The sequence below is a fragment of the Bradyrhizobium campsiandrae genome (assembly GCF_014529705.1).
Taxonomy (GTDB): domain Bacteria; phylum Pseudomonadota; class Alphaproteobacteria; order Rhizobiales; family Xanthobacteraceae; genus Bradyrhizobium; species Bradyrhizobium campsiandrae.
On the sequence record NZ_JAANIH010000076.1, the window covers coordinates 20,774 to 41,117 of the forward strand.

Sequence of the window (20,344 nt, forward strand, 5' to 3'; positions counted from 1 at the left end):
CGTATCCACCACGAATTGCCTGTAAATCGTGGGGAACCGAGACGCTATCCCTTGAAACCGGGACCTTTCTCCCGGAGAGTCTGAGGGTGAATCGGCACGCCCGATTCGCATTCGTGGCGGCAGAGCCGGTCAACTGCCAAGTCCGATCCGGCTCCGCTCGCCCGTGGCGATCCACGTCAGTAACACCTGACGGGACCAGCAAACGGCTCGTTGGGGAAACCCTTCGGGCCGTTTGTCTTTGCATTAGGACGATTCGTCCTACAACGCGTTGTCATACACTAGGCAAGCAAATGGTTCTGTAAAGCACTCGATGTAACGAAACTGGTTACATCCACTGTGCTCTCAGCACTAGAGCCAAAACCACCATCAAAACCATCACCGCAATAATCACGCGCATCAGCACCACGAGTAGGCGCGAACGTACGTTTATCGTACCTATCGGAATCGCTCTGAGATGGACTTGGGCGGTAAGTATTTGAAAAGGCTGGTGCCGCAAGAGGGATTCGAACCCCCGACCCCGTCATTACGAATGACGTGCTCTACCGACTGAGCTATTGCGGCGAACCCTGCCGGGGTCCGGACATGCCGGTCCCGATACGCGCGCTCCTGATATCGGGCATGGCCCGAATTGGCAAGGACAAGACAGGGCCGAAATGCGCCTCACGCGCCCCAGCGGGACCAGAATCCGCGCCAGCCGCCAGCTTGGGCCTTTGGCGTGCCGATTTGTTCCGTAAATTCATCGCTCGGCCCGTCGTCGTCGATTCCAGGATCGTCGGGCGCCCGGACGATCGGGATGACCGTCTGGATCGGCGCCTGTGCCGGCCTGCCGAGGTCGGCGCGGGTCCGGAATACAGGGGTTTCCGCGACCGGCGGTGATTCGGCGGCTTCAGGGGCCGGCTTGACCGGCTCGGTGGTCGCCGCCACGGGCTCTTCCTTGGCCACCGGGGGCACATTGTCCTGCGCGGCCGGAGCGGGCGTGGGCTCGGGCGCGATCTCGACCGGTTCCGCCGGCGTCTCGCTGGTCGCCGTCACCCGCTTTGGCGGCGGGGCGGCGAGCATGGCTTCCTCGAAGGCCGAGGATTCGATCGTCGTGCCCTTGTCGGAAGGCAGGCTCGCCACCGGCGTCTGCCACTGGAAGGCGTCGAGCCGGCCGGTGACCGGGGACACCGGGCGCCAGCGGTCGCTGACATAGCCGTCCGCGGTCCAGGCGGGGTCATGGCGGGCGCGCACCGCACGCAAGGTCCAGGCGCGGGCCCGGCCGCCGTCGCCGTGTTCGGCGCGCTCGAGCTCGGCCATCAGCAGCGCCACGCGCTGGGTCGGATCGTTGACGTAAGGCGCCAGCACCTCGCGCGCGCGGGCGAACTCGGAGGCATCGATCGCGGCGCGCGCGATCGCGAGCTGTCCTTCGACATGACCCGGCCTGTCCGCCGGCGTCTTCGCCGCGAGCGTTTCGATCCGCTGCAGGCGCTGCCGCGCGGCATCGCCGAGCTTCACATGCGCATAGGCATCGGCGAGATCGGGGTGCGGATTGGCGAGCCAGGCGGCTTCGACCAGCTTCATCGCGCGTCGCACCTGATGCGCCTCGCTCTCGAATTTCGCGGCCAGCACGGCGGCCGGCACCAGGGTCGGCGCAAGCTTGACGGCTTCCATCACGCTCTCGCGCGCGACGTCGCGGTCCATCGTCTCCAATTCCAGCGCGCGCGCCGTCAGCAGCACGCCGCGCTGCCGGCGGTAGGCCTGCTTGTCGATCAGCCCCGCGCGCAGGTTCGAATCCAGGATCGCGAGCGCACCGCTCCAGTCGCCGCGCGCGCAGCGGAAGCCGAGCACCGCATGCGAGGCCCAGGTCGAGGACGGCGACAGCTTGATCGCCTCCTCCGCGATCATCACGGCACCGACCGCATCATCGGCGCGCTGCGCCTCGATGAACAGGCCGCGCAAGCCGAGCAGCCGCGTATCCTCGCGCTCGGCCATGGCGCGGAAGGCGCGCTGCGCCTCGTCTCTGTTACCGTCGAGCTGCGCCGATTGCGCATGCAAGAGCAGCGCGAGCGGATCATGGGGCGCATGCCGCCGCGCCGCCTCGGCGTGACGGCGGGCGAGCGCGGTGTCGCCATGGCCGATCGCGAGCAAGCCATGGGTGATGGCGTGGCGGCCGCGCGCCTGGCGCTTCTCGTGACGGCGGCGGCGCATGCGCCCGGGCGTCCGCCAGATCATGGCCAGAATGCTCCAGAGCAGCACGACCAGAACGGCGAAGATGCCGAGGCAGAGCACGAACACCGGAATGCTCGGCGAGGCGCGGAAGCCGCCCCAGGTCAGCACGACATCGCCGGGCTGATCGGCCACCCAGGCCGCGCCGGCGCCTGCGAGTGCAATCAGGACGAGGAAGAGGACGATGCGAAGCATGGCGATCCCTATACGCGCGGATTGTTGCGCGAATCTTATCGAGGCTTACTGGGCAGGCTTGGCGAGATTTGCCAGGGCGTCATCGGCGAATTTGCGGGAGGCCGCGAGCGCGGCATCGCGGGCATCGGCCTTGTCCAGCCATGCCTGCGCCGGGGCACGATCCGCCTCCGGCAGCGTCTTCAGCTCGCGGCGGGCCTCGACGAAATCATTGCGCAGCGCTGCGGCGGTGACGCGTGCGACGATGGCGCCGCGGTCGTTGCCGACCCCATCGGTGCGCTCGATGCGGACGAGCTTCGATGCTCCCGCCTGAAGGCGCTCGACGATGCCGGCCCCCGCGGCCGGAGCTTCTGCCGGCGGCGAGAGCTTCGACACGATGCTCAGAAGCTCGCGGCTCAGCGCAACAGGCGTCGGGATGCCCGAGGCGGCAAACGCATCGAGCGGCTTCAACAGCTCGGGCTTGGCTGCGAACGACCGCGCAGCATTGAGCTGCGCCTCGTAGGGATCGTTGTGGCGAACGGCGACGTCGAGCAGGGTGGCGGCGACCACAACGCGCAGCGGCTTGTCGTCCATCGTCTTGGCATCGGCGATCTTTTCACCCTGCTGCGCGAGCTCGGCGCGCGCGGTCGTGCTGGCGCGCTCGAGCTGGGAGATGCGGTCGTTGAGGGCGGCGAGACTGGACGCGGCCGCCGCATCCCGCGGCGCGGATTTCGCATCGTTCAATGCGCTCGCCGTCTTGTCGGATTGCGCACGCAGATTGGCGATGTCGCTGCGCAGCGTGCCGACGGATTTTTCCAGCGCGTCGAGCCGCGCAACCATTGCCGGATCGGCGGCCGGCTTGCCCGCTTTGGCTTCGACCGCGGCAACGCGGCCGCTCAGCGCATCAACCGTGGCGCTGGTCACTTGCGGCGCGGCCGGCGGCGCCTGCACCGCGGGCCAGCCCAGCGCCCAGCCGACCGCGATCACGACCGCAGCTGCGACGGCGCCGGAAAACGGCGCAATGACCCAGGGCGAAATCGGGGCCGATGCGGCAGCGGCTCGCGGCTCGCTGGGCTCCGGCTCAGCGTTTGCCGTTTCGACCTTGGCCGTCTCGACCTCGGCGTCGCCGGCACCGTCCTGTTCCGAATTTGCTTGCTCGGTGGAAGGCTCTACGGCCGGCTCGCCCGCCGGATCCTGTGGTTGAGTGGAGACTTCGGTTGCCTCGAGCTCGATGGTCGGCGGGGTGCGCTTGGCACGGCCCGACTCGGGGGGCATTTTAGCGTCTTCAGGCTTGCCTGCGTCTTCAGGCTTGTCGTCGGCCATCGTGACGGTTCCTCACACTTGCATACCAGAGACGAGCCCGATCGCGTCGGATTCGGCCCGTCCTCTTACGCCAAACGGGTGCGCAAAGCACGCTCCAAGGCGTCGAACAGGGCATTTTCGTCCGGCCGCGCGGCCACCAGAACCTGCGACGCGCCAGCATCGCGCAACACGGAAGCGACCGTCTCGGACAGGCAACATTGCGGGATCGCCAGCGCCGAGATCTCGACACCTTCCCCCCGTGCCGCATCCAGGAACGCGCGTGCGCTGCGCCGGGAGTAGTGCAGCACCGCCTCGATGCCATGCGCGGCAAAGCCTTCGCAGACATCACGCGGAAGACTCTTGACCGGGGTCATCCGATACGTGGTTTGCGTCACCACGTTGAAGCCTTCCGCGCCAAGCTCGCCGCCGAGATCCCGCGACGGATCCGCGCCCGCAAGATAAAGCAGCGCGGTTTTCTTCTTCAGAACCTTGTCGCGCGCACCCTGCATCACCGTATCGCGCAAGGACGCGGCATCGCCGCCGGCGACGATCAATTCCGTGAAGCCGACATCGCGCGCCACGGCAGCCGTGTGCTCGCCGACCGCGAACAATGGCAGCTCCAAGAGGCCGAGGTTCCGCAATTGTGGCGCGACGGCGCGGATCGCATTGGCCGACGTGACGATAATGGCGCCATAGCCCGCCTCGCTCTCGTCATGGAAAGGAAGGGGCTCGAACTTGAGCGCCGGCGCAAGCAGCGCCACATGCCCACGCGCGCGCAGATTTTTCGCCGTCGCCTCGTTGTCGGGATGCGGCCGTGTGACAAGAATGGACATTGCCTGTGTTCCCGGACCGCGTGGCGAAGACTCATTCGGGGGAGACGGCGCGTGACGATTGCGCAAGCCGTCCCCGGAATGCTACCGCGTAGCAGAACTCCGCTTTGTGAATGAGCGCAAGGGCGCAAATTGGATAACAATTCGCCAATGCTGGTATTGGGCATCGAGACCACCTGCGACGAGACCGCGGCGGCCGTGATCGAGCGCGCGCCCGACGGGAGCGGCCAGATTCTGTCGAATATCGTGCGCTCGCAAGTGGAGGAGCATGCCCGCTTCGGCGGTGTCGTGCCCGAGATCGCCGCGCGCGCCCATGTCGACCTGCTCGACGGCATCATCGAGCGCGCCATGAGCGAGGCCGGCATCGGCTTCGCCCAGCTCGACGGTGTCGCGGCGGCGGCCGGACCGGGCTTGATCGGCGGCGTCATCGTCGGGCTCACGACCGCAAAGGCGATCGCGATGGTGCATGACACGCCGCTGGTCGCGGTCAACCATCTCGAGGCGCATGCGCTGACGCCGCGCCTGACGGACCAACTCGAATTTCCCTATTGTCTGTTCCTCGCCTCCGGCGGCCACACCCAGATCGTCGCAGTCACCGGCGTTGGACAATATGTGCGGCTCGGCACCACCGTCGACGATGCGATCGGCGAGGCCTTCGACAAGGTCGCGAAGATGCTGGGCCTGCCTTATCCGGGCGGCCCGCAGGTCGAGCGCGCGGCGGCGAATGGCGATGCCACGCGCTTTGCGTTCCCGCGACCGATGCAGGGGCGTCCCGACGCCAATTTCTCGCTGTCAGGGTTGAAGACGGCCGTCCGCACCGAAGCGAGCCGCCTTCCCGAAATCACGCCGCAGGACGTCAGCGATCTCTGTGCAAGTTTTCAGGCCGCTGTGCTGGATTCCACGGCCGACCGGCTTCGCGTTGGCCTCAAGCTGTTCCGCGAAAAGTTCGGCGCGCCGCGCGCGCTGGTCGCCGCTGGCGGCGTCGCGGCCAACCAGGCGATCCGCGGCGCACTGCATGATGTTGCCCGGCAAGCCGGGACGCAGTTGATCATGCCGCCGCCCGCGCTCTGCACCGACAATGGCGCGATGATCGCATGGGCCGGCGCCGAACGCCTCGCGCTCGGCATCACCGACACGATGGAGGCGCAGCCGCGCGCGCGCTGGCTGCTCGATGCCAACGCCACTGCGCCTGATGGCTACGGCAAGACGCGGGCGGGGTACTGACCATGACCGCGTTCCGCTCCGTCGCGGTGATCGGCGCCGGCGCGTGGGGCACCGCGCTGGCGACGGTGGCCGCGCGCGCCGGGCGAAGCGTGATGCTATGGGCACGCAATGCCGACCATGCCGCGCGCATTGCCTCGACCCGCGACAATCCGCGGCTGCCGGGCGTGCGTCTCGCGCCCGACATCCTCGTGACGAGCGATCTTGCGGAGGCGTCGCGCGCGGAGATGCTGCTGATCGCAACCCCGGCACAGCATCTGCGCGGCGTCGTCAACATTGTGGCCACGCACGCGACGGCCGCCGTGCCGATCATCGCCTGCGCCAAGGGCGTCGAGCACGGCACCCACAGATTCATGACCGAAATCATCGCGGAAGCCGCGCCCCACGCGATCCCTGCGATCCTGTCCGGCCCGAGCTTTGCCGACGACGTCGCGCGCGGCCTGCCGACGGCGGTGACGCTGGCGGCAAAGGACGAGGCGCTGGCAAGCGCATTGGTGCAGGCGCTGGGCTCGGCCACCTTCCGGCCCTACCACACCACTGACGTGCGCGGCGTCGAGATCGGCGGGGCGGCCAAGAACGTGCTGGCGATTGCAGTCGGCATCTCGGTCGGACGCAAGCTCGGCGCCTCCGCCCAGGCCGCGCTGACGACGCGCGGCTTTGCCGAGCTGAGCCGTCTGGGTCGCGCGCTCGGCGCGCGCAGCGAGACGCTCACCGGCCTGTCCGGCCTCGGCGATTTGATCCTGACCTGTTCGAGCCCGCAGTCGCGCAACTTTGCCCTTGGGCTGGCGCTCGGACGCGGCGAGCCGCGGCCGGCCGGCAAGCTCGCCGAAGGCGAATCCACCGCGCCGGTGCTGATCGAGCTCGCCGCTTCGCAAAACGTCGAGATGCCTGTATCAGAAGCCGTCGCGTCGATCCTGAGCGGCAGGAGCACGATCGACGCCGCGATTTCGGGGTTGTTGACCCGCCCCTTCAAGGCAGAGGAATAGACATGGCGTACTGGCTGGTGAAATCCGAGCCGTCGGTGTGGTCCTGGGACCAGCAGGTCGCGAAGGGCGCCAAGGGCGAGGCCTGGACCGGCGTGCGCAATTACACCGCGCGCCAGAACCTCGTGAACATGAAGAAGGGCGACAAGGCGTTCTTCTATCATTCCAACGAGGGCAAGGAGATCGTCGGCATCGCGGAAATCATCAAGGAGGCCTACCCGGATCCGACCGACAAGACCGAAAAATTCGTCTGCGTCGATATCAAGGCCGACAAGCCCTTGAAGACCCCGGTGACGATGGCCGCGATCAAGGCCGAGAAGAAGCTCGCCGAGATGGCGCTGGTGAAATATTCGCGCCTGTCGGTGCAGCCGGTGACGGCCGAAGAGTGGAAGCTCGTCTGCAAGATGGGCGGGGTGTAGCTGCTGTGGACGAGCTATCGTAGGGCGGGCAAAGCGAAGCGTGCCCACGCATTCTTGGTGATCGAGAGAAATCGTTGGGCACAGCGCAAGTGCGCCTTTGCCCACCCTACAGCACCGCCCGTTAGACCGCCGCGGTCGCCACCACCTGCGCCAGCAGCTGCTCGCGTCTTGCCTGCGAGCGCTGGCCCTTCATCGTCGCGGCAAAGCGCTCCAAAATGCCCTCCTCGAAGGCGGTGACGATGGTGTCGTGGACGTAGCTCTTGCGGCAGATCGCCGGCGTGTTGGAGAGCTTGTCAGCCGCGGCGCGGATCGCGTCCAGCACCTGCTTCTTGCGGCCACGCTGGCTGGTCGCCGGCGTGATCCGCGACAGCGATTCCACCACGACGGCCGAGGCCATCAGCGTGCGAAAATCCTTCAGCGAAATCTTGATGCCGGCGATCTCGCGCAGGAACGCATTGACCTGCGTGGTGCTGACCGCGCGCACGATGCCGTAGGCATCGCGGTACTGGAACATGCGTTTTCCCGGGACGCTCTGCAAAATGCCGATGGCGCGCACCAGCTTGGCGGCATCGCACTCTTTCCGCACCGCCTTGCCGCCCTTGGCCTTGAAGGTCAGCACGAAGCAATCGTCTTCCAGCGTCACGTTCGACTTCAAGAGCGTGGTCGCGCCGCGGGTGCCGTTGAGGCGGGCATAGGATTCATTGCCGGGACGAATCGCAGTGCGGGCGATCAGTTCGATCACTGCCGAGAGCGCGAACTCGCGCGTCGGCTCGTCACCCGACAGGAACGCCGAGACCTTGCGCCGGATCTTCGGCAGCGCGCCGACGAGCTTTTCCAGGCGATGCGCCTTGCGGTGCTCGCGGACCTTCTCCCAATCGGCGTGATAGCGATATTGCAGCCGGCCCGCGGCATCGCGACCCACCGCCTGAAGATGCGAGCTCGGATCGGCCGAGTAGCGCACCTCGCGATAGGCCGGCGGCACCGCCATCGCATGCAGGCGGCGGATGGTGCGGGCGTCGCGAATATGCGCGCCGTTGGGACGGACGAAGGAATAGCCCTTGCCGCGCTTGATGCGGCGGATGGTCAGCTCGTTCTGGTCGCCGAGCCGCAGGCCCAGCTCCTTGGCAAGCGCTTCGACCGCCGCCGGGGACGCCGAGTCGAACACTTTCTTGGGGCTGGGACGGGTGGAACCTGATGGTTTCGGCCATTGTCCCAGGGCCTTGGCCAGCGCAATGGCAGCGGGATCGGCCGAAGCGGGCCGCATCGTCCCGAGATTCTGCTGATCCATCATAGTCTTATGCCTTGGCCCTGTCTGTTACCGTTCAATGCCGCTGTTATGAATTTTGTTCCGAGCATCGCCCGGCAGGTCTCTGGCGGACCCGGATTAGCCACTTAGGGTGTTCCGAACCGCATTGCGAGTCCCGAATCAGTGAAAAGAGGTTTCTAAATACCTCTTGAGCCGCATAGGCGCCCTGCACCGCCCTGTTCCGATGATCTGGGTAAAGAGCCGAAGGCCCTCTTCCGGCTCGTTTCAGATTTTCGACAGCCAGCCTTTGCACCTTGATCCTCCGCATGGTCGGCAGCCCGCCGAAGGTCCAGCTTGCGATCCTTGTCGGGGCCGGTTAGCCCGACGCATAATCGTTCAACGATCAAGGTCGGCTTGCGCGTCGCCAGCGTTTGGCTTGCCGTATGTGGAGGGAATTATGTCCGAGAAGATCTACGACGTACCCGCGGAATGGGCCAAGCGCGCCTGGGTCGACCAGGCCAAGTACAAGGACATGTACGCCCGCTCGATCGCGGACCCGAATGGTTTCTGGGCCGAGCAGGCCAAGCGCATCGACTGGATGCACGCGCCGACCAAAATCGAGAACGTCTCCTTCGCGCCCGGCAACATCTCGATCAAATGGTTCGAGGACGGCATCCTCAACGTCGCCCATAATTGCATCGACCGCCATCTTCACAAGCGCGGCAACCAGACCGCGATCATCTGGGAGGGCGACGATCCCTCGCAGTCCAAGCACATCACCTACAAGGAGCTGCACGACGAGGTCTGCCGGATGGCCAACATCCTGCGCACCCGCAACGTCAAGAAGGGCGATCGCGTCACCATCTATCTGCCGATGATTCCGGAAGCCGCCTACGCGATGCTGGCCTGCGCGCGGATCGGCGCGATCCACTCCGTGGTGTTCGCCGGCTTCTCGCCGGATTCACTCGCCCAGCGCATCAACGACTGCAAATCCAAGGTGATCATCACCGCGGATGAGGGCCTGCGCGGCGGCAAGAAGGTGCCGCTGAAGGCCAATGTCGACGCGGCGCTCGCCAAGGCCGACGGCGTCGACTGGGTCGTCGTGGTCAAGCGCACTGGTGGCAAGATCGACATGAACCCGACGCGCGACCTCTGGTACCACGAGGCGGCGGCGATGGTGACGACCGAATGCCCGGTCGAGCACATGCATGCCGAGGATCCGCTGTTCATCCTCTATACGTCGGGCTCGACCGGCCAGCCCAAGGGCGTGCTGCACACCTCGGGCGGCTATCTCGTGTTCGCCTCGATGACGCACCAATACGTCTTCGACTATCACGACGGCGACATCTATTGGTGCACCGCGGACGTCGGCTGGGTCACCGGCCACAGCTACATTCTCTATGGGCCGCTCGCCAACGGCGCGACCACGCTGATGTTCGAAGGCGTGCCGAATTATCCTGACAATTCCAGGTTCTGGAACGTCATCGACAAGCACAAGGTCAACATCTTCTACACCGCCCCGACCGCGATCCGCGCGCTGATGCAAGGCGGCGACGAGCCGGTGAAGAAGACCTCGCGCGCTTCGCTGCGCCTGCTCGGCTCGGTCGGCGAGCCCATCAATCCGGAAGCCTGGGAATGGTACCACCGCGTCGTCGGCGACGATCGCTGCCCGATCGTCGACACGTGGTGGCAGACCGAGACCGGCGGCATCCTGATCACGCCGCTGCCCGGCGCGACCAGGCTGAAGCCCGGCTCGGCGACGCAGCCGTTCTTCGGCGTCGCGCCCGAGATCGTCGATGCCGACGGCAAGGTGCTGGAGGGTGAGACCACAGGCAATCTCTGTCTCACACGGTCCTGGCCGGGCCAGATGCGCACCGTCTATGGCGATCACGCCCGCTTCGAGCAGACCTATTTCTCGACCTACAAGGGCAAGTACTTCACCGGCGACGGCTGCCGCCGCGATGCCGACGGCTATTACTGGATCACCGGCCGCGTCGATGACGTCATCAACGTCTCCGGCCATCGCATGGGCACTGCGGAAGTCGAGAGCGCGCTGGTGGCACATGAGAAAGTGTCGGAGGCCGCGGTCGTCGGCTTCCCGCACGACATCAAGGGCCAGGGCATCTATGCCTACGTCACCCTGATGGCCGGGATCGAGCCGACAGAGGATTTGCGGAAGGAACTCGTCACCTGGGTGCGCAAGGAGATCGGCCCGATCGCTTCGCCCGACCAGATCCAGTTCGCGCCCGGCCTGCCCAAGACGCGTTCCGGCAAGATCATGCGCCGCATCCTGCGCAAGATCGCCGAGGACGAGCCCGGCAGCCTGGGCGATACCTCGACCCTGGCGGATCCCGCCGTGGTCGATGACCTCGTCAAGAACCGGCAGAACAAGAAGTCAGCGTAAGGCAATCATGTGCCCCGGACGCCGCGCAGCGCCACTTGGCGGTGCGCGGCAAAGCCGGGGCCCACCCATCCGCGGCGCACCCTCTGGCGTTCTGGATCCCTGCTCTGCGTCGCACCGCTGCGCGCTGCGCCGCGTCCGGGACATGAGACTGCCTTTCGCGCCAACATCGCCTAGAACAACCCCCGTTCACACTTCACGCGCTTGTCAGCGTCCGAGCGGCCGTGTCCGCATCTTTCCCGCCGGGTGTTGTTTTCGGGTCATTTACTTTATTTCGAACATTTCCTTTGCTCCCCCTGCTGGCTCGCCTTGGCAGCCGCGCGTGGAAACCAACCGGTTAACAGGCGCGGTTAAGAATGTCCGGGCGCGCGGGCGATTGCCGGTTTCGCGTGAATTTGGACGATCCGTTCGGGGCTGAGGGGAAAATTGATGTCGATGAAGATTGCACTGGCGCTCGCCGCCACCGTCGCGGCAGGGGCCTTGATGTCGACGGCAGCCGAAGCGCGGCCGGAAATGGTCGGCGCACACATGGCCGACTATTCGCCGGGCACCATCGTGGTCAAAACCAACGAGCGGCGGCTTTATCTGATCCTCGATGACGGCCACGCCGTGCGCTATCCGGTCGGCGTCGGTAAATCAGGCAAGCAGTGGGCCGGCACCACCCGCATCGACGGCAAGTATCGCAATCCGGCCTGGTCGCCGCCCGCCGAGGTGAAGCGCGACAAGCCGCAGCTTCCCGACGTCATTCCGGGCGGCTCGCCGCGCAACCCGATGGGCGTTGCGGCGATGACGCTGGCCGGCGGCGAATATGCCATCCATGGCACCAACGTGCCTGGCTCGGTCGGCGGCTTCGTCTCCTATGGCTGCATCCGCATGCTCAACGACGACATCACCGATCTCTACAGCCGCGTCTCGGTCGGAACCAAGGTCGTCGTGACGCGCTGATCGTCGCGACCAGAACTGCGATTGAAAAAGCCGCGTCATCAGACGCCGCTTTTTCGTTACCAGAAGCGCCAGCCGCGCGCGCACCACCCGGCGCGATGACCGCCAGCGTAGCTGCGCGCATAACCGCCCGCGAGCATGGCCGCCGAAACGTCGGCAGTCCGTTTCGTTGCGACGTCGGCGAGAACGCGCCCGTATTTTTCCGAGCCGAGATTGTAGATCGTGACGCCACCCTGGCCGAGCAGGTTGCGCAGCGCCTCGGTGGCAGCTTCGGCCTTGTCGAGCTCGTCCTGACAGGACGCCTTCATCTCGGGCGCATCGATGCCGCGCAGGCGAACCCGCGCGACGAGGTCGCGGCCGCCCTGCTGATGAATGCGTGCGAGAAAGGTGTCGCCGTCGATGGTGCGAACGACATCGACCGGCAGGCGGCTGTCGGGATTGTTCGCGTGCTCTAGGACGATCTCGGCATCCTGCGAGCGCTCGTTAGCGGGCTGCCGAGCCGGCCAGTTCGTCCCGTGCCGAAAGGTGAGCACGACCGCAACGACGACCCCGACCACGAACATCCACGGCAACAGTCCGGAGAAGCGGCGGCCAAACGGCGAGCCGCCGAACCGCGGCCGATAGGCATTGGGGCGATCCTGGAAACGCATCAGCTCACGCTAGGGCTGAGTCGGGGATGGCGGCAAGGCACAGTAGGACGCGCGCCTCGTCCGAATCGTGACCGGTCGTAAAGTCCACCTAGGCAGAGAGGCTATTCCAAGCGCGACGGATAAGGCAGCCGCAATGCTCCCGTTGTCGATTAACTCACCCGCTCTACGCGCGCTGCATCTCCGATCGAGTTGGTCTTACGCCAAGCTGCATCGAGCTTTACCACGAGCCGATCGCTAGCTTCGAGGGTGACGGCCGTGGCTAGAGTGCTCATATGCTCTGCCGTCCATAGCAGGTGGCTGTCGGACCAGAGTTCTTGTGTCCAAAGGATGGCATTGCATGAGCCCGGCGCGACAAGGTCCAGGCTCAACTCGCCTGGATAAGGTGTCGTTTGCGTCTCAGCACCGTAGTTGATGTCGGCAACCTGGCTTTCTCTGCTCAGTTTGCGGAATGCGCCGCGCAGATAGCGGTAACCTCCACTCCCCCACGATGGAGACCATTCGTAGTCAGCGCTGATGCGCGGGCGCGCCATCGTGTGTTGTAACTCCGTGCGTGCCGTCTCGAACAGCGTCGTCAAGCTAAGCTGATACCGCTTTTCCATATCGGAAATGGTGCGGTGCAGATCATCTAGTTCGGTACCGGCGTCGATACCGGGCCATTCACAAGCAACACCGGAATAGCGAACCCGGTCCGGTATGATGATGCAATTCGGCTGACCGAATTGCTCGCGCAAAGCGTAAACAAGCGTTGAGCGAGCCTCGTCGACAACGAGATGATTCGTATAGACGAAGGCGATGATGGCATCGAAGCCACCATTGAGCGTGTCGCGCGACTGGGTTGTGAGGTCGCCTTCGACGAAGCGGATCTTGTTTGAAAGACCATTCTCCTCGGCTAGGGCGCGCGCGAGCTCCACGTTCTCGCGATCGATCGCAACGACCTCAGAAGCGCCCGCCTTCGCAGCGAGGAACGACATGAGCCCGGTGCCACAGCCGGCGTCGAGCACGCGCATCCCGGGTCGGATGAGCCGTTCGATAGCGCGTGCGACGGCCATGGTGCGATCGACTCGTGCGAGCAGTCTGACATGCGTAATACTGGAGAACAGCGGGTTGTGAAAGGAATGGGCAGGTTTCGTGGCTGTCGACATCGGCGGAAGTCCGGGTGCTATGGTTGATTTCACTTTCAGTTCGGGCGTTAGCATCGTCTCGGAGACAGACGCTAAGCCGAAATTCTCACGACGTTGCCGGCGGGAAGATCAGTACCGGCGACTCAAATCATAAAGTTTCAATCGTGTGAGCAGCTCGGGGGCGCGGCGTCTGGAACTGGTCGTCCGGCTCCGCTCGAGATTCTTTCGCCCGTTCATAGGCTATTGCTATCTTAAGATGTGTCAACGACATTCGCTGCCTATGCTCCTAAGTCGATTCATCCCGCCGTCGGAATGGCCCCCGGCGTGGAGCGGAACTTAGAAAGTGGCGGATCAGAAGTTCGCCAAACGGGTGCTGCGAATATGGGGGCGACCACGATCTTGGACGCCATCTCCGATGGTTTGCCGCGCAGCCGGATATCACGGCCGCGACCACCCTTAGAGGAGGCGAATGCGCGATTCACGTCACCAACCGGGCCGAATCAATCGGCGGCTTCGTATTGTATGACTGTATTCCCACGCTGAACGAAGACATTGCGATCTCTACAGCCACGTTTCGCTCGCCACCACAAATGGTCGTGGGCCGCTGACGGAATTGATGCCGCGCGGCTTGCTGTTTGCGGCGCATCCACGCGCGGAACGACGCTGTCATCGCCGTCACCAGCCTCGTTTCGGGCGATCACGGCTGGCTGAAAGAGCGCGACCCCGTAATTCTACCACCAGATGTAATACTCTTCCGTGCCTACTTTGCATAAAACTGCAACTCGTTTACGCGAATTTCAATTTTTGGTTGCCAACTGCCGAGGGTATTTGCTGGGACGGGGGTTCACGATGGCATCCTTCAAATTTCGTATCGGTACAAAGCTGGGTATCGTCTCAGTGATCAGCATCCTGCTGGTCGGTGGCATGCTGGTCAATCAGGCGCTGGGCAATCGGTCGATTGTCGCATCCAACGGATTGTTGATTCTCAACTATCTCAACAAGGGCAATGCGCAGTCGGCGCAGACAGCGATAGCGCGGGCGCAGACAACCGCTCTTGAGATCGCGTCCGCGCAGTCAGTCGCGAGAATCGATGAGCTCCTTCAGGTTCTCCGCGCCAACGTGACCAAAGCCGACACGGAGATTGATGCCGCGCACGATCGGGCCAAACAACAGTTTACAAAGGATGCCTATCAGGCGGCCCGGCAAGCAGTGGATGCCTATCTGACCAGCGCTATCGAGCTTGCGGAGGCGCAAAAGCGCGTCATTGGCGCCAACGGAGGGACCGAGGCGGAAGCGGCGAAGGCCCGCGTTGTCAACGAGCGTACGTTCCCGGCGGCTGCGCAAGTCAACGCTGCCATCGACAAAGGGGTGGACATCGCCAACGACTACGCGGCCAAGCGTAAGAGCCAGGTGCTGGAGGAATTGGATTCTACCGCCAATTTCGCGCTCATGATCGGCGTCGCCGTCATGTTGACGCTGATCGGTTCCGCGGTCTTCGCGGTCTTGAACATCGCCCGACCGATCCGGCGTATCGGCGGCGTCCTGCTGCTGCTCGCCGACGGCAACAAGGCCATCGAGATTCCCTTCACGACCCGTGGCGACGAAATTGGCGACAACGCCCGTGCGGCCCGTACCTTCAAGGACAATCTGATCCGCATCGAGCAGATGGAAGCCGAGCAGAAGGATCTGGAGGCCGCAGCCGCCGCCCGGCGCAAGGATGAGATGATGAAGCTCGCCGGTGCGTTCGAAGCCGCGGTCGGGAGCATCATCAACTCGGTATCGTCAGCCTCCAAGCAACTCGAATCCGCCGCCGGCACGCTGTCGGGGACGGCAGAGGAGACGCAGCAACTCTCCGGGATGGTGGCCGCAGCTTCCGAAGAGGCCTCCGCCAATGTCGGCGCTGTGGCTTCCGCCGCAGAAGAGATGAGCACGTCGGTGGTCGAGATCGGCCGGCAGGTGCACGATTCCAGCCGCATCGCCGGCGAAGCGGTGAGGCAGGCCGAGCGCACCGACGCGCAGATCAACGAATTGCTCAAGGCTGCGGGCCGGATCGGCGACGTCGTCAAGTTGATCACCGCGATTGCGGAGCAGACCAACCTGCTGGCGCTGAACGCCACAATCGAGGCGGCTCGCGCCGGCGAGTCCGGCCGCGGCTTCGCCGTGGTCGCGAGCGAGGTCAAGGCCCTCGCGGCACAAACCGCGAAGGCCACGGAGGAAATCGGCGCGCAGATCGCCGGCATGCAGAGCGCGACGGAAGACTCCGTTGGTGCGATCAAGGAGATCAGCGCCACCATCGCCAGGATCTCGGACATCTCGACGACCATCGCTGCAACCATTGAAGAGCAGGGTGCTGCGACGGCCGAGATTGCGCGCAATGTCAACGAGGCGGCGAAGGGAACCGTCGAAGTTGCGGACAAGATCGCTCAGGTCAGCCAGGGCGCCAGCGCCACCGGCGCTGCGTCCGGACAGGTGCTGTCATCGGCGCGCTCGCTCTCCAGCGAGAGCGGACTCCTGAAAGCCGAGGTCGAGAAGTTCCTGGAGACGGTGCGAGCGGCCTGATTTGATTTGCGGCGAAGCGGCGAGCGTCGCGTCGATGCTCGCCCGTCGCAACCCCGGTAAGTCCCGGGTTTGACGGCAATAGGAAAACAACTATAGGTAGATCGAGCCTGAAAAGCGCGATCGTCGTCGCCGGCGGTATCTGTTCCAGGGAGCCCCGACATGAACAACAAACAGGTCTTCGCCGATTCCCTGCAACGAATGGCCGATCTGATACGCCAGCAGCACTGCTCGCTCGACGTCATGCCGCTCTCGCCCGTTGGCAAATTCCAAACCAGAACAGTCAGTCTCGAGACTTTGATGCGGGAAGTCACCGAGTGCCTTTCCGCAAGTTTTCGGCAGCGGCCGGCGCAGGATTTTCCGATGCTGCATTTTGCATGGGGAAAATGCCGCGTCGGGTCGACGGCGCTGACCAACCTGTTTGGCACGATGGGAATGCCCTCATACTACCAGCCGGTGAAGGCCATCCTGCGCGATGCAATGGTGGGCAACTCATTGACACCTTGGATCGTGCCATCGGCAAGCAATAGCCCGAATATCTTCAGCAAGGAGACGATGGGCCCCTATGTGCTCGCGGAAAGTCTGTTCAATCCCCTACGGATATTGATTGATGCGGGCTATCCACGACACCGGCTCCATTGCATCATGCTCGATCGCGAACCGGCAAGTTCACTGGCGTCGTGGATCGAAAAATGGTCGGACCGCGCTTCTGAAAAAACGCTGGTCCACAATTACGTTGCCGCCGCGCTCAACGCCGTGCGGGTGGAGACTTATGCCGGGCGACACGGCATTCCGGTCACTCGTTACGTGTATGAAGTGAGCAAGGAGCCCGTATCGTCGGTGCGCATCCTCTTCGATCGGCTCGGTCTTTCGAACAGCTTTGCCGAAAAGGCGGTGACGTGCTGGCGGGAGAAAGGACCGGACCAAGCGGACAACGCACGAGTTATATGGCCCAGCGAGGCGATTATTTACGACGTCCCCAATCTGCATACCTCCGATACAGCCTACCGCTACCAACGCCGCGCGACGTCCTCGCTGAGCCAGCCGATGCTGGACGCCCTTGAGTGTTGCGGCGTCAATGACGTCTATCGCGCTTCGGTCGACGCCTGCATCCGCGACCTCTCGCTGGATACCGCTACCGCCGCGCGCCTGTTCGGCGATTGCCTGGGCACCGCCGCATGACCGGGCAGACCGCGCCCACAACGGTGGCGACCGTGACACGCGCCGCGCCGGACGGCGCTGCCCTGCGCCACGGTGCCACCAGCCATCTTCAACGCCTCGAAGCAGAAAGCATTCACATCCTGCGCGAGACGGCAGCCGAGTTCCGCAAGCCAGTGATGCTCTACTCGATCGGCAAAGATTCATCGGTGCTGCTGCATCTGGCGATGAAGGCATTTCATCCCGGCAGGCCGCCGTTTCCACTGCTGCATGTCGACACGACCTGGAAATTCCGCGAGATGGTCGCCTTTCGCGACCGCCGCGCCCGCGAGCTCGGCCTCGATCTGATCGTCCACACCAACCGCGACGGATTGGGGCAGGGCATCACTCCCTTCACCCACGGCTCGGCCCGCTACACCGACGTGATGAAGACACAGGCGTTGCGGCAGGCGCTGGACCTCCACGGCTTCGACGCCGCGATCGGCGGCGCGCGGCGCGACGAGGAGAAGTCGCGCGCCAAGGAGCGCGTGTTCTCACATCGGAGCGCGGCGCATCGCTGGGATCCGAAGAACCAGCGGCCGGAGCTGTGGAGCCTGTACAACACGATGCTCGCGCCCGGCGAAAGCATGCGGGTGTTTCCGCTGTCGAACTGGACCGAGCTCGACGTCTGGGACTACATCCTGCTCGAGGACATCCCGATCGTCCCGCTCTATCTGGCGGCAAAGCGCCCGGTGGTCGAGCGCGACGGCACGCTGATCATGGTCGACGACGACCGCATGCCGCTGCTTTCAGGTGAAGAGCCGCGCTGGCGCTCCGTCAGGTTTCGCACCCTCGGCTGTTACCCGCTCAGCGGCGCCACGATCTCGACGGCGGCAACACTGCCGGAGATCGTCCGCGAGATGATGGCCTCGCGCACCTCCGAGCGGCAGGGACGCATGATCGACCGCGACAGCCCCGCGTCGATGGAGCGCAAGAAGGCGGAAGGTTACTTCTGATGTCCTATCACGAGGCCCCCACCATCGCCGCGTCCGATGCGCCACGGCTGGACCGGGACGATCGCCCGACGTTGCGTTTCGTCACCTGCGGCAGCGTCGACGACGGCAAGAGCACGCTGGTCGGTCGCCTGCTCTACGATTCCAAGACGCTGCTCGACGACCAGCTCGACGCGCTGGCCTCGGAGAGCAAGACCTCAGGCACCACCGGCGGCGATCTCGATTTCGCGCTGCTGGTGGACGGCTTGCAGGCCGAGCGCGAGCAGGGCATCACCATCGACGTCGCCTACCGGTTCTTCGCAACGAAGCTGCGCCGCTTCATCGTCGCCGACACGCCGGGACACACGCAATATACCCGCAACATGGCGACCGGCGCCTCCAACGCCGACCTCGCCGTCGTCCTGGTCGACGCGCGCAAGGGCGTCATCACGCAGACCCGGCGCCACAGCCACATCCTGTCGCTGCTCGGCGTCCGCCACGTCGTGCTCGCCGTGAACAAGATGGATCTGATCGGGTTCGACGGGGACCGTTTCGCGGCCATCACCGCCGAATATCTGACCCTGGCCGGCCAGCTCGGCATCTCCCAGGTGCAGTGCATTCCGGTCGTGGCGCCCGATGGCGACAACATCGCGCTCGCGAGCACGCGCATGCCCTGGTACACCGGGCCGACCGTCACGGCCTATCTGGAGTCGGTCGACGTTGCCGGCGACATTTCGGAGCGGCCGTTCCGGCTGCCGGTGCAATGGGTCAACCGCCCCCACGCGGAGTTTCGCGGCTTCTGCGGACGGATCGCCAGCGGGGCGATTGCAATCGGCGAGGCCGTCACCGTGCGGCCATCCGGCCGTCGCGCGCACATCGCGCGCATTCTCACACCCGGCGGCGAGCGCGATCGGGCCGCAGCCGGCGAATCGGTGACGCTCACATTGACCGACGAGATCGATGTCAGCCGCGGCGACGTGCTGACAGCGGGAGCAGCACCGCTCGTCTCGGATCAGCTGGCGGCGCATCTCGTCTGGTTCGACGAGGAGGCCATGGCGCCGGGCCGGCGCTACGTGCTGAAATGCGGCACCGCCTCATCGGGCGCGGTGATCACATCGCTCAAGCATCGCGTCGCCATCGACACCATGGCGCAGGAGAGCGCGACCACGCTCGATGCCAACCAGATCGGCTATATCAATCTCAGCCTCGATCGCGCCCTGGTGTTCGAGGCCTACCGTGACGACCGGCAGATGGGCAGCTTCATTCTCGTCGACCCGATCAGCCATCGCACGGCTGCGGCGGGAATGATCGACCTGTCACTCCGCCGCGCCACCAACGTTCACTGGCAGCAGCTTGCCGTCGACAAATCCGTGCGCGCGCGGCTCAAGCAGCAGCGGCCCTGCGTGCTCTGGTTCACGGGGCTGAGCGGTGCCGGCAAGTCGACCATCGCTGACCTCGTCGACCGGCGGCTGGCCGAGCTCGGACGTCATGCAACGTTGCTCGACGGCGACAATCTCCGCCACGGCATCAGCCGTGACCTCGGCTTTTCCAGCGCGGAGAGGACCGAGAACGTCCGGCGCGTCGCCGAGGTCGCGGCGCTGTTCGTCGACGCCGGCATGATCGCGCTGGTCGCGCTGATCTCACCCTTCCGCAGCGAACGCGAGACGGCGCGGCACCGTGTCGAGGCGGGGGAGTTCGTCGAGATCCATGTCGCAACGCCGCTCGCCGAATGCGAGCGGCGCGACGCCAAAGGGCTCTACCGCAAGGCGCGGGCGGGCGAGTTGCCTGATTTCACCGGCATTGATCATCCCTATGAGTTGCCGCAGGCGCCCGAGATCACGATCGACACGTCGGAAATGACCCCCGAGGAGGGGTGCGAGCGCATCATCCGCTATTTGCAGGAGCACCACTATCTGTAGGGATCTTTATCTGTATGGATCTTTAGGGGCCGGTGGTCCGGCCCGGAGAGAGGCCGCCCCCCCCCTTAAAAATCGGAGGCGATGCCCTTACGCTCCCAATCGCCGTAGCGCGTCGGTTCGGGTCCCTTCGGCCCCTGCAATTCTTTCGGAGCCCTGCCATCACCCCCGGCATTGGCCGCAGCGGCTTGCCGGCGTGCCTCGGCCTCAGCCAGCGCACGCTGGGCGGCCGGCGGGAGGGGCTTGCGGTCG

16 protein-coding genes and 1 tRNA gene are annotated in these 20,344 nt (G+C 64.8%); 9 read left to right on the forward strand and 8 right to left on the reverse strand.

Translation table 11 applies throughout. The annotated features are described in order from the left end of the window. Positions 1–485 precede the first annotated feature (485 nt). The 4 genes from G8O24_RS36330 to G8O24_RS36345 form a co-directional block, all read right to left on the reverse strand. Positions 486–561, reverse strand: a tRNA-Thr gene (locus G8O24_RS36330). A 99-nt stretch (positions 562–660) separates the two neighbouring features. Then, positions 661–2,400 (reverse strand): heme biosynthesis protein HemY, encoded by a 1,740-nt coding sequence (locus G8O24_RS36335; protein WP_188107330.1) that lies wholly within the window; start codon positions 2,398–2,400, stop codon positions 661–663. Positions 2,401–2,445: 45 nt separating this feature from the next. Beyond that, on the reverse strand, positions 2,446–3,699 hold the full coding sequence (locus G8O24_RS36340; protein ID WP_188107331.1) for a COG4223 family protein: 1,254 nt from the start codon (positions 3,697–3,699) through the stop codon (positions 2,446–2,448). Positions 3,700–3,764: 65 nt separating this feature from the next. Further along, the gene (locus G8O24_RS36345) at positions 3,765–4,511 is read right to left on the reverse strand and encodes a uroporphyrinogen-III synthase (RefSeq protein ID WP_188107344.1); all 747 of its coding nucleotides are present in this window, start codon (positions 4,509–4,511) and stop codon (positions 3,765–3,767) included. Positions 4,512–4,658: 147 nt separating this feature from the next. Between G8O24_RS36345 and tsaD the strand changes: the two genes are divergently transcribed. From tsaD to G8O24_RS36360, 3 genes are read left to right on the forward strand one after another with little or no spacing between them, the layout of a single operon-like run. Then, the gene (gene tsaD / locus G8O24_RS36350) at positions 4,659–5,732 is read left to right on the forward strand and encodes a tRNA (adenosine(37)-N6)-threonylcarbamoyltransferase complex transferase subunit TsaD (RefSeq protein WP_188107332.1); all 1,074 of its coding nucleotides are present in this window, start codon (positions 4,659–4,661) and stop codon (positions 5,730–5,732) included. A gap of 2 nt (positions 5,733–5,734) precedes the next feature. Continuing rightward, positions 5,735–6,715 (forward strand): NAD(P)H-dependent glycerol-3-phosphate dehydrogenase, encoded by a 981-nt coding sequence (locus G8O24_RS36355; protein WP_188107333.1) that lies wholly within the window; start codon positions 5,735–5,737, stop codon positions 6,713–6,715. A 2-nt stretch (positions 6,716–6,717) separates the two neighbouring features. Beyond that, positions 6,718–7,131, forward strand: coding sequence for an EVE domain-containing protein (locus G8O24_RS36360; RefSeq protein WP_188107334.1), 414 nt, complete (start codon positions 6,718–6,720; stop codon positions 7,129–7,131). Positions 7,132–7,252: 121 nt separating this feature from the next. On the opposite strand, the gene G8O24_RS36365 is transcribed toward G8O24_RS36360, so the two are convergent. Continuing rightward, positions 7,253–8,422 carry a DNA topoisomerase IB gene (locus G8O24_RS36365; protein ID WP_188107335.1) on the reverse strand — a complete coding sequence of 390 codons (1,170 nt, stop codon included), beginning with the start codon at positions 8,420–8,422 and terminating at the stop codon, positions 7,253–7,255. 412 nt (positions 8,423–8,834) lie between these two features. Between G8O24_RS36365 and acs the strand changes: the two genes are divergently transcribed. Beyond that, positions 8,835–10,781 (forward strand): acetate--CoA ligase, encoded by a 1,947-nt coding sequence (acs, locus tag G8O24_RS36370; RefSeq protein WP_188107336.1) that lies wholly within the window; start codon positions 8,835–8,837, stop codon positions 10,779–10,781. Between the two features lie 426 nt (positions 10,782–11,207). Then, positions 11,208–11,723 carry a L,D-transpeptidase gene (locus tag G8O24_RS36375; protein ID WP_188107337.1) on the forward strand — a complete coding sequence of 172 codons (516 nt, stop codon included), beginning with the start codon at positions 11,208–11,210 and terminating at the stop codon, positions 11,721–11,723. A gap of 56 nt (positions 11,724–11,779) precedes the next feature. Here the strand turns inward: G8O24_RS36375 and G8O24_RS36380 are convergent, their stop codons facing one another. Then, complete coding sequence (locus G8O24_RS36380; protein ID WP_188107338.1) at positions 11,780–12,370, reverse strand: thermonuclease family protein; 591 nt, start codon at positions 12,368–12,370, stop codon at positions 11,780–11,782. Between the two features lie 149 nt (positions 12,371–12,519). Beyond that, a complete protein-coding gene (locus G8O24_RS36385) occupies positions 12,520–13,512 on the reverse strand; it encodes a methyltransferase domain-containing protein (protein WP_188107339.1) in 993 nt (330 codons plus the stop codon). Positions 13,513–14,340: 828 nt separating this feature from the next. Here G8O24_RS36385 and G8O24_RS36390 point away from each other — a divergent pair. The 4 genes from G8O24_RS36390 to cysC all read left to right on the forward strand — a co-directional run bounded on the left by G8O24_RS36390 (position 14,341) and on the right by cysC (position 20,095). Further along, positions 14,341–16,050, forward strand: a complete 1,710-nt coding sequence (locus G8O24_RS36390; protein ID WP_188107340.1) for a methyl-accepting chemotaxis protein — start codon at positions 14,341–14,343, stop codon at positions 16,048–16,050. Positions 16,051–16,209: 159 nt separating this feature from the next. Next, on the forward strand, positions 16,210–17,229 hold the full coding sequence (locus G8O24_RS36395; RefSeq protein ID WP_188107341.1) for a sulfotransferase family protein: 1,020 nt from the start codon (positions 16,210–16,212) through the stop codon (positions 17,227–17,229). After that, a complete protein-coding gene (gene cysD, locus G8O24_RS36400; RefSeq protein ID WP_244646209.1) occupies positions 17,226–18,200 on the forward strand; it encodes a sulfate adenylyltransferase subunit CysD in 975 nt (324 codons plus the stop codon). Before G8O24_RS36395 ends, cysD begins: the two co-directional genes overlap by 4 nt. Continuing rightward, positions 18,200–20,095: an adenylyl-sulfate kinase gene (gene cysC, locus G8O24_RS36405; protein ID WP_188107342.1), complete on the forward strand. Its 1,896-nt coding sequence runs from the start codon at positions 18,200–18,202 to the stop codon at positions 20,093–20,095. Before cysD ends, cysC begins: the two co-directional genes overlap by 1 nt. Positions 20,096–20,160: 65 nt before the next feature. Here the strand turns inward: cysC and G8O24_RS36410 are convergent. Further along, positions 20,161–20,344: DUF1674 domain-containing protein (locus tag G8O24_RS36410; RefSeq protein WP_188107343.1), on the reverse strand; the 184-nt coding region annotated here is incomplete at its 5' end.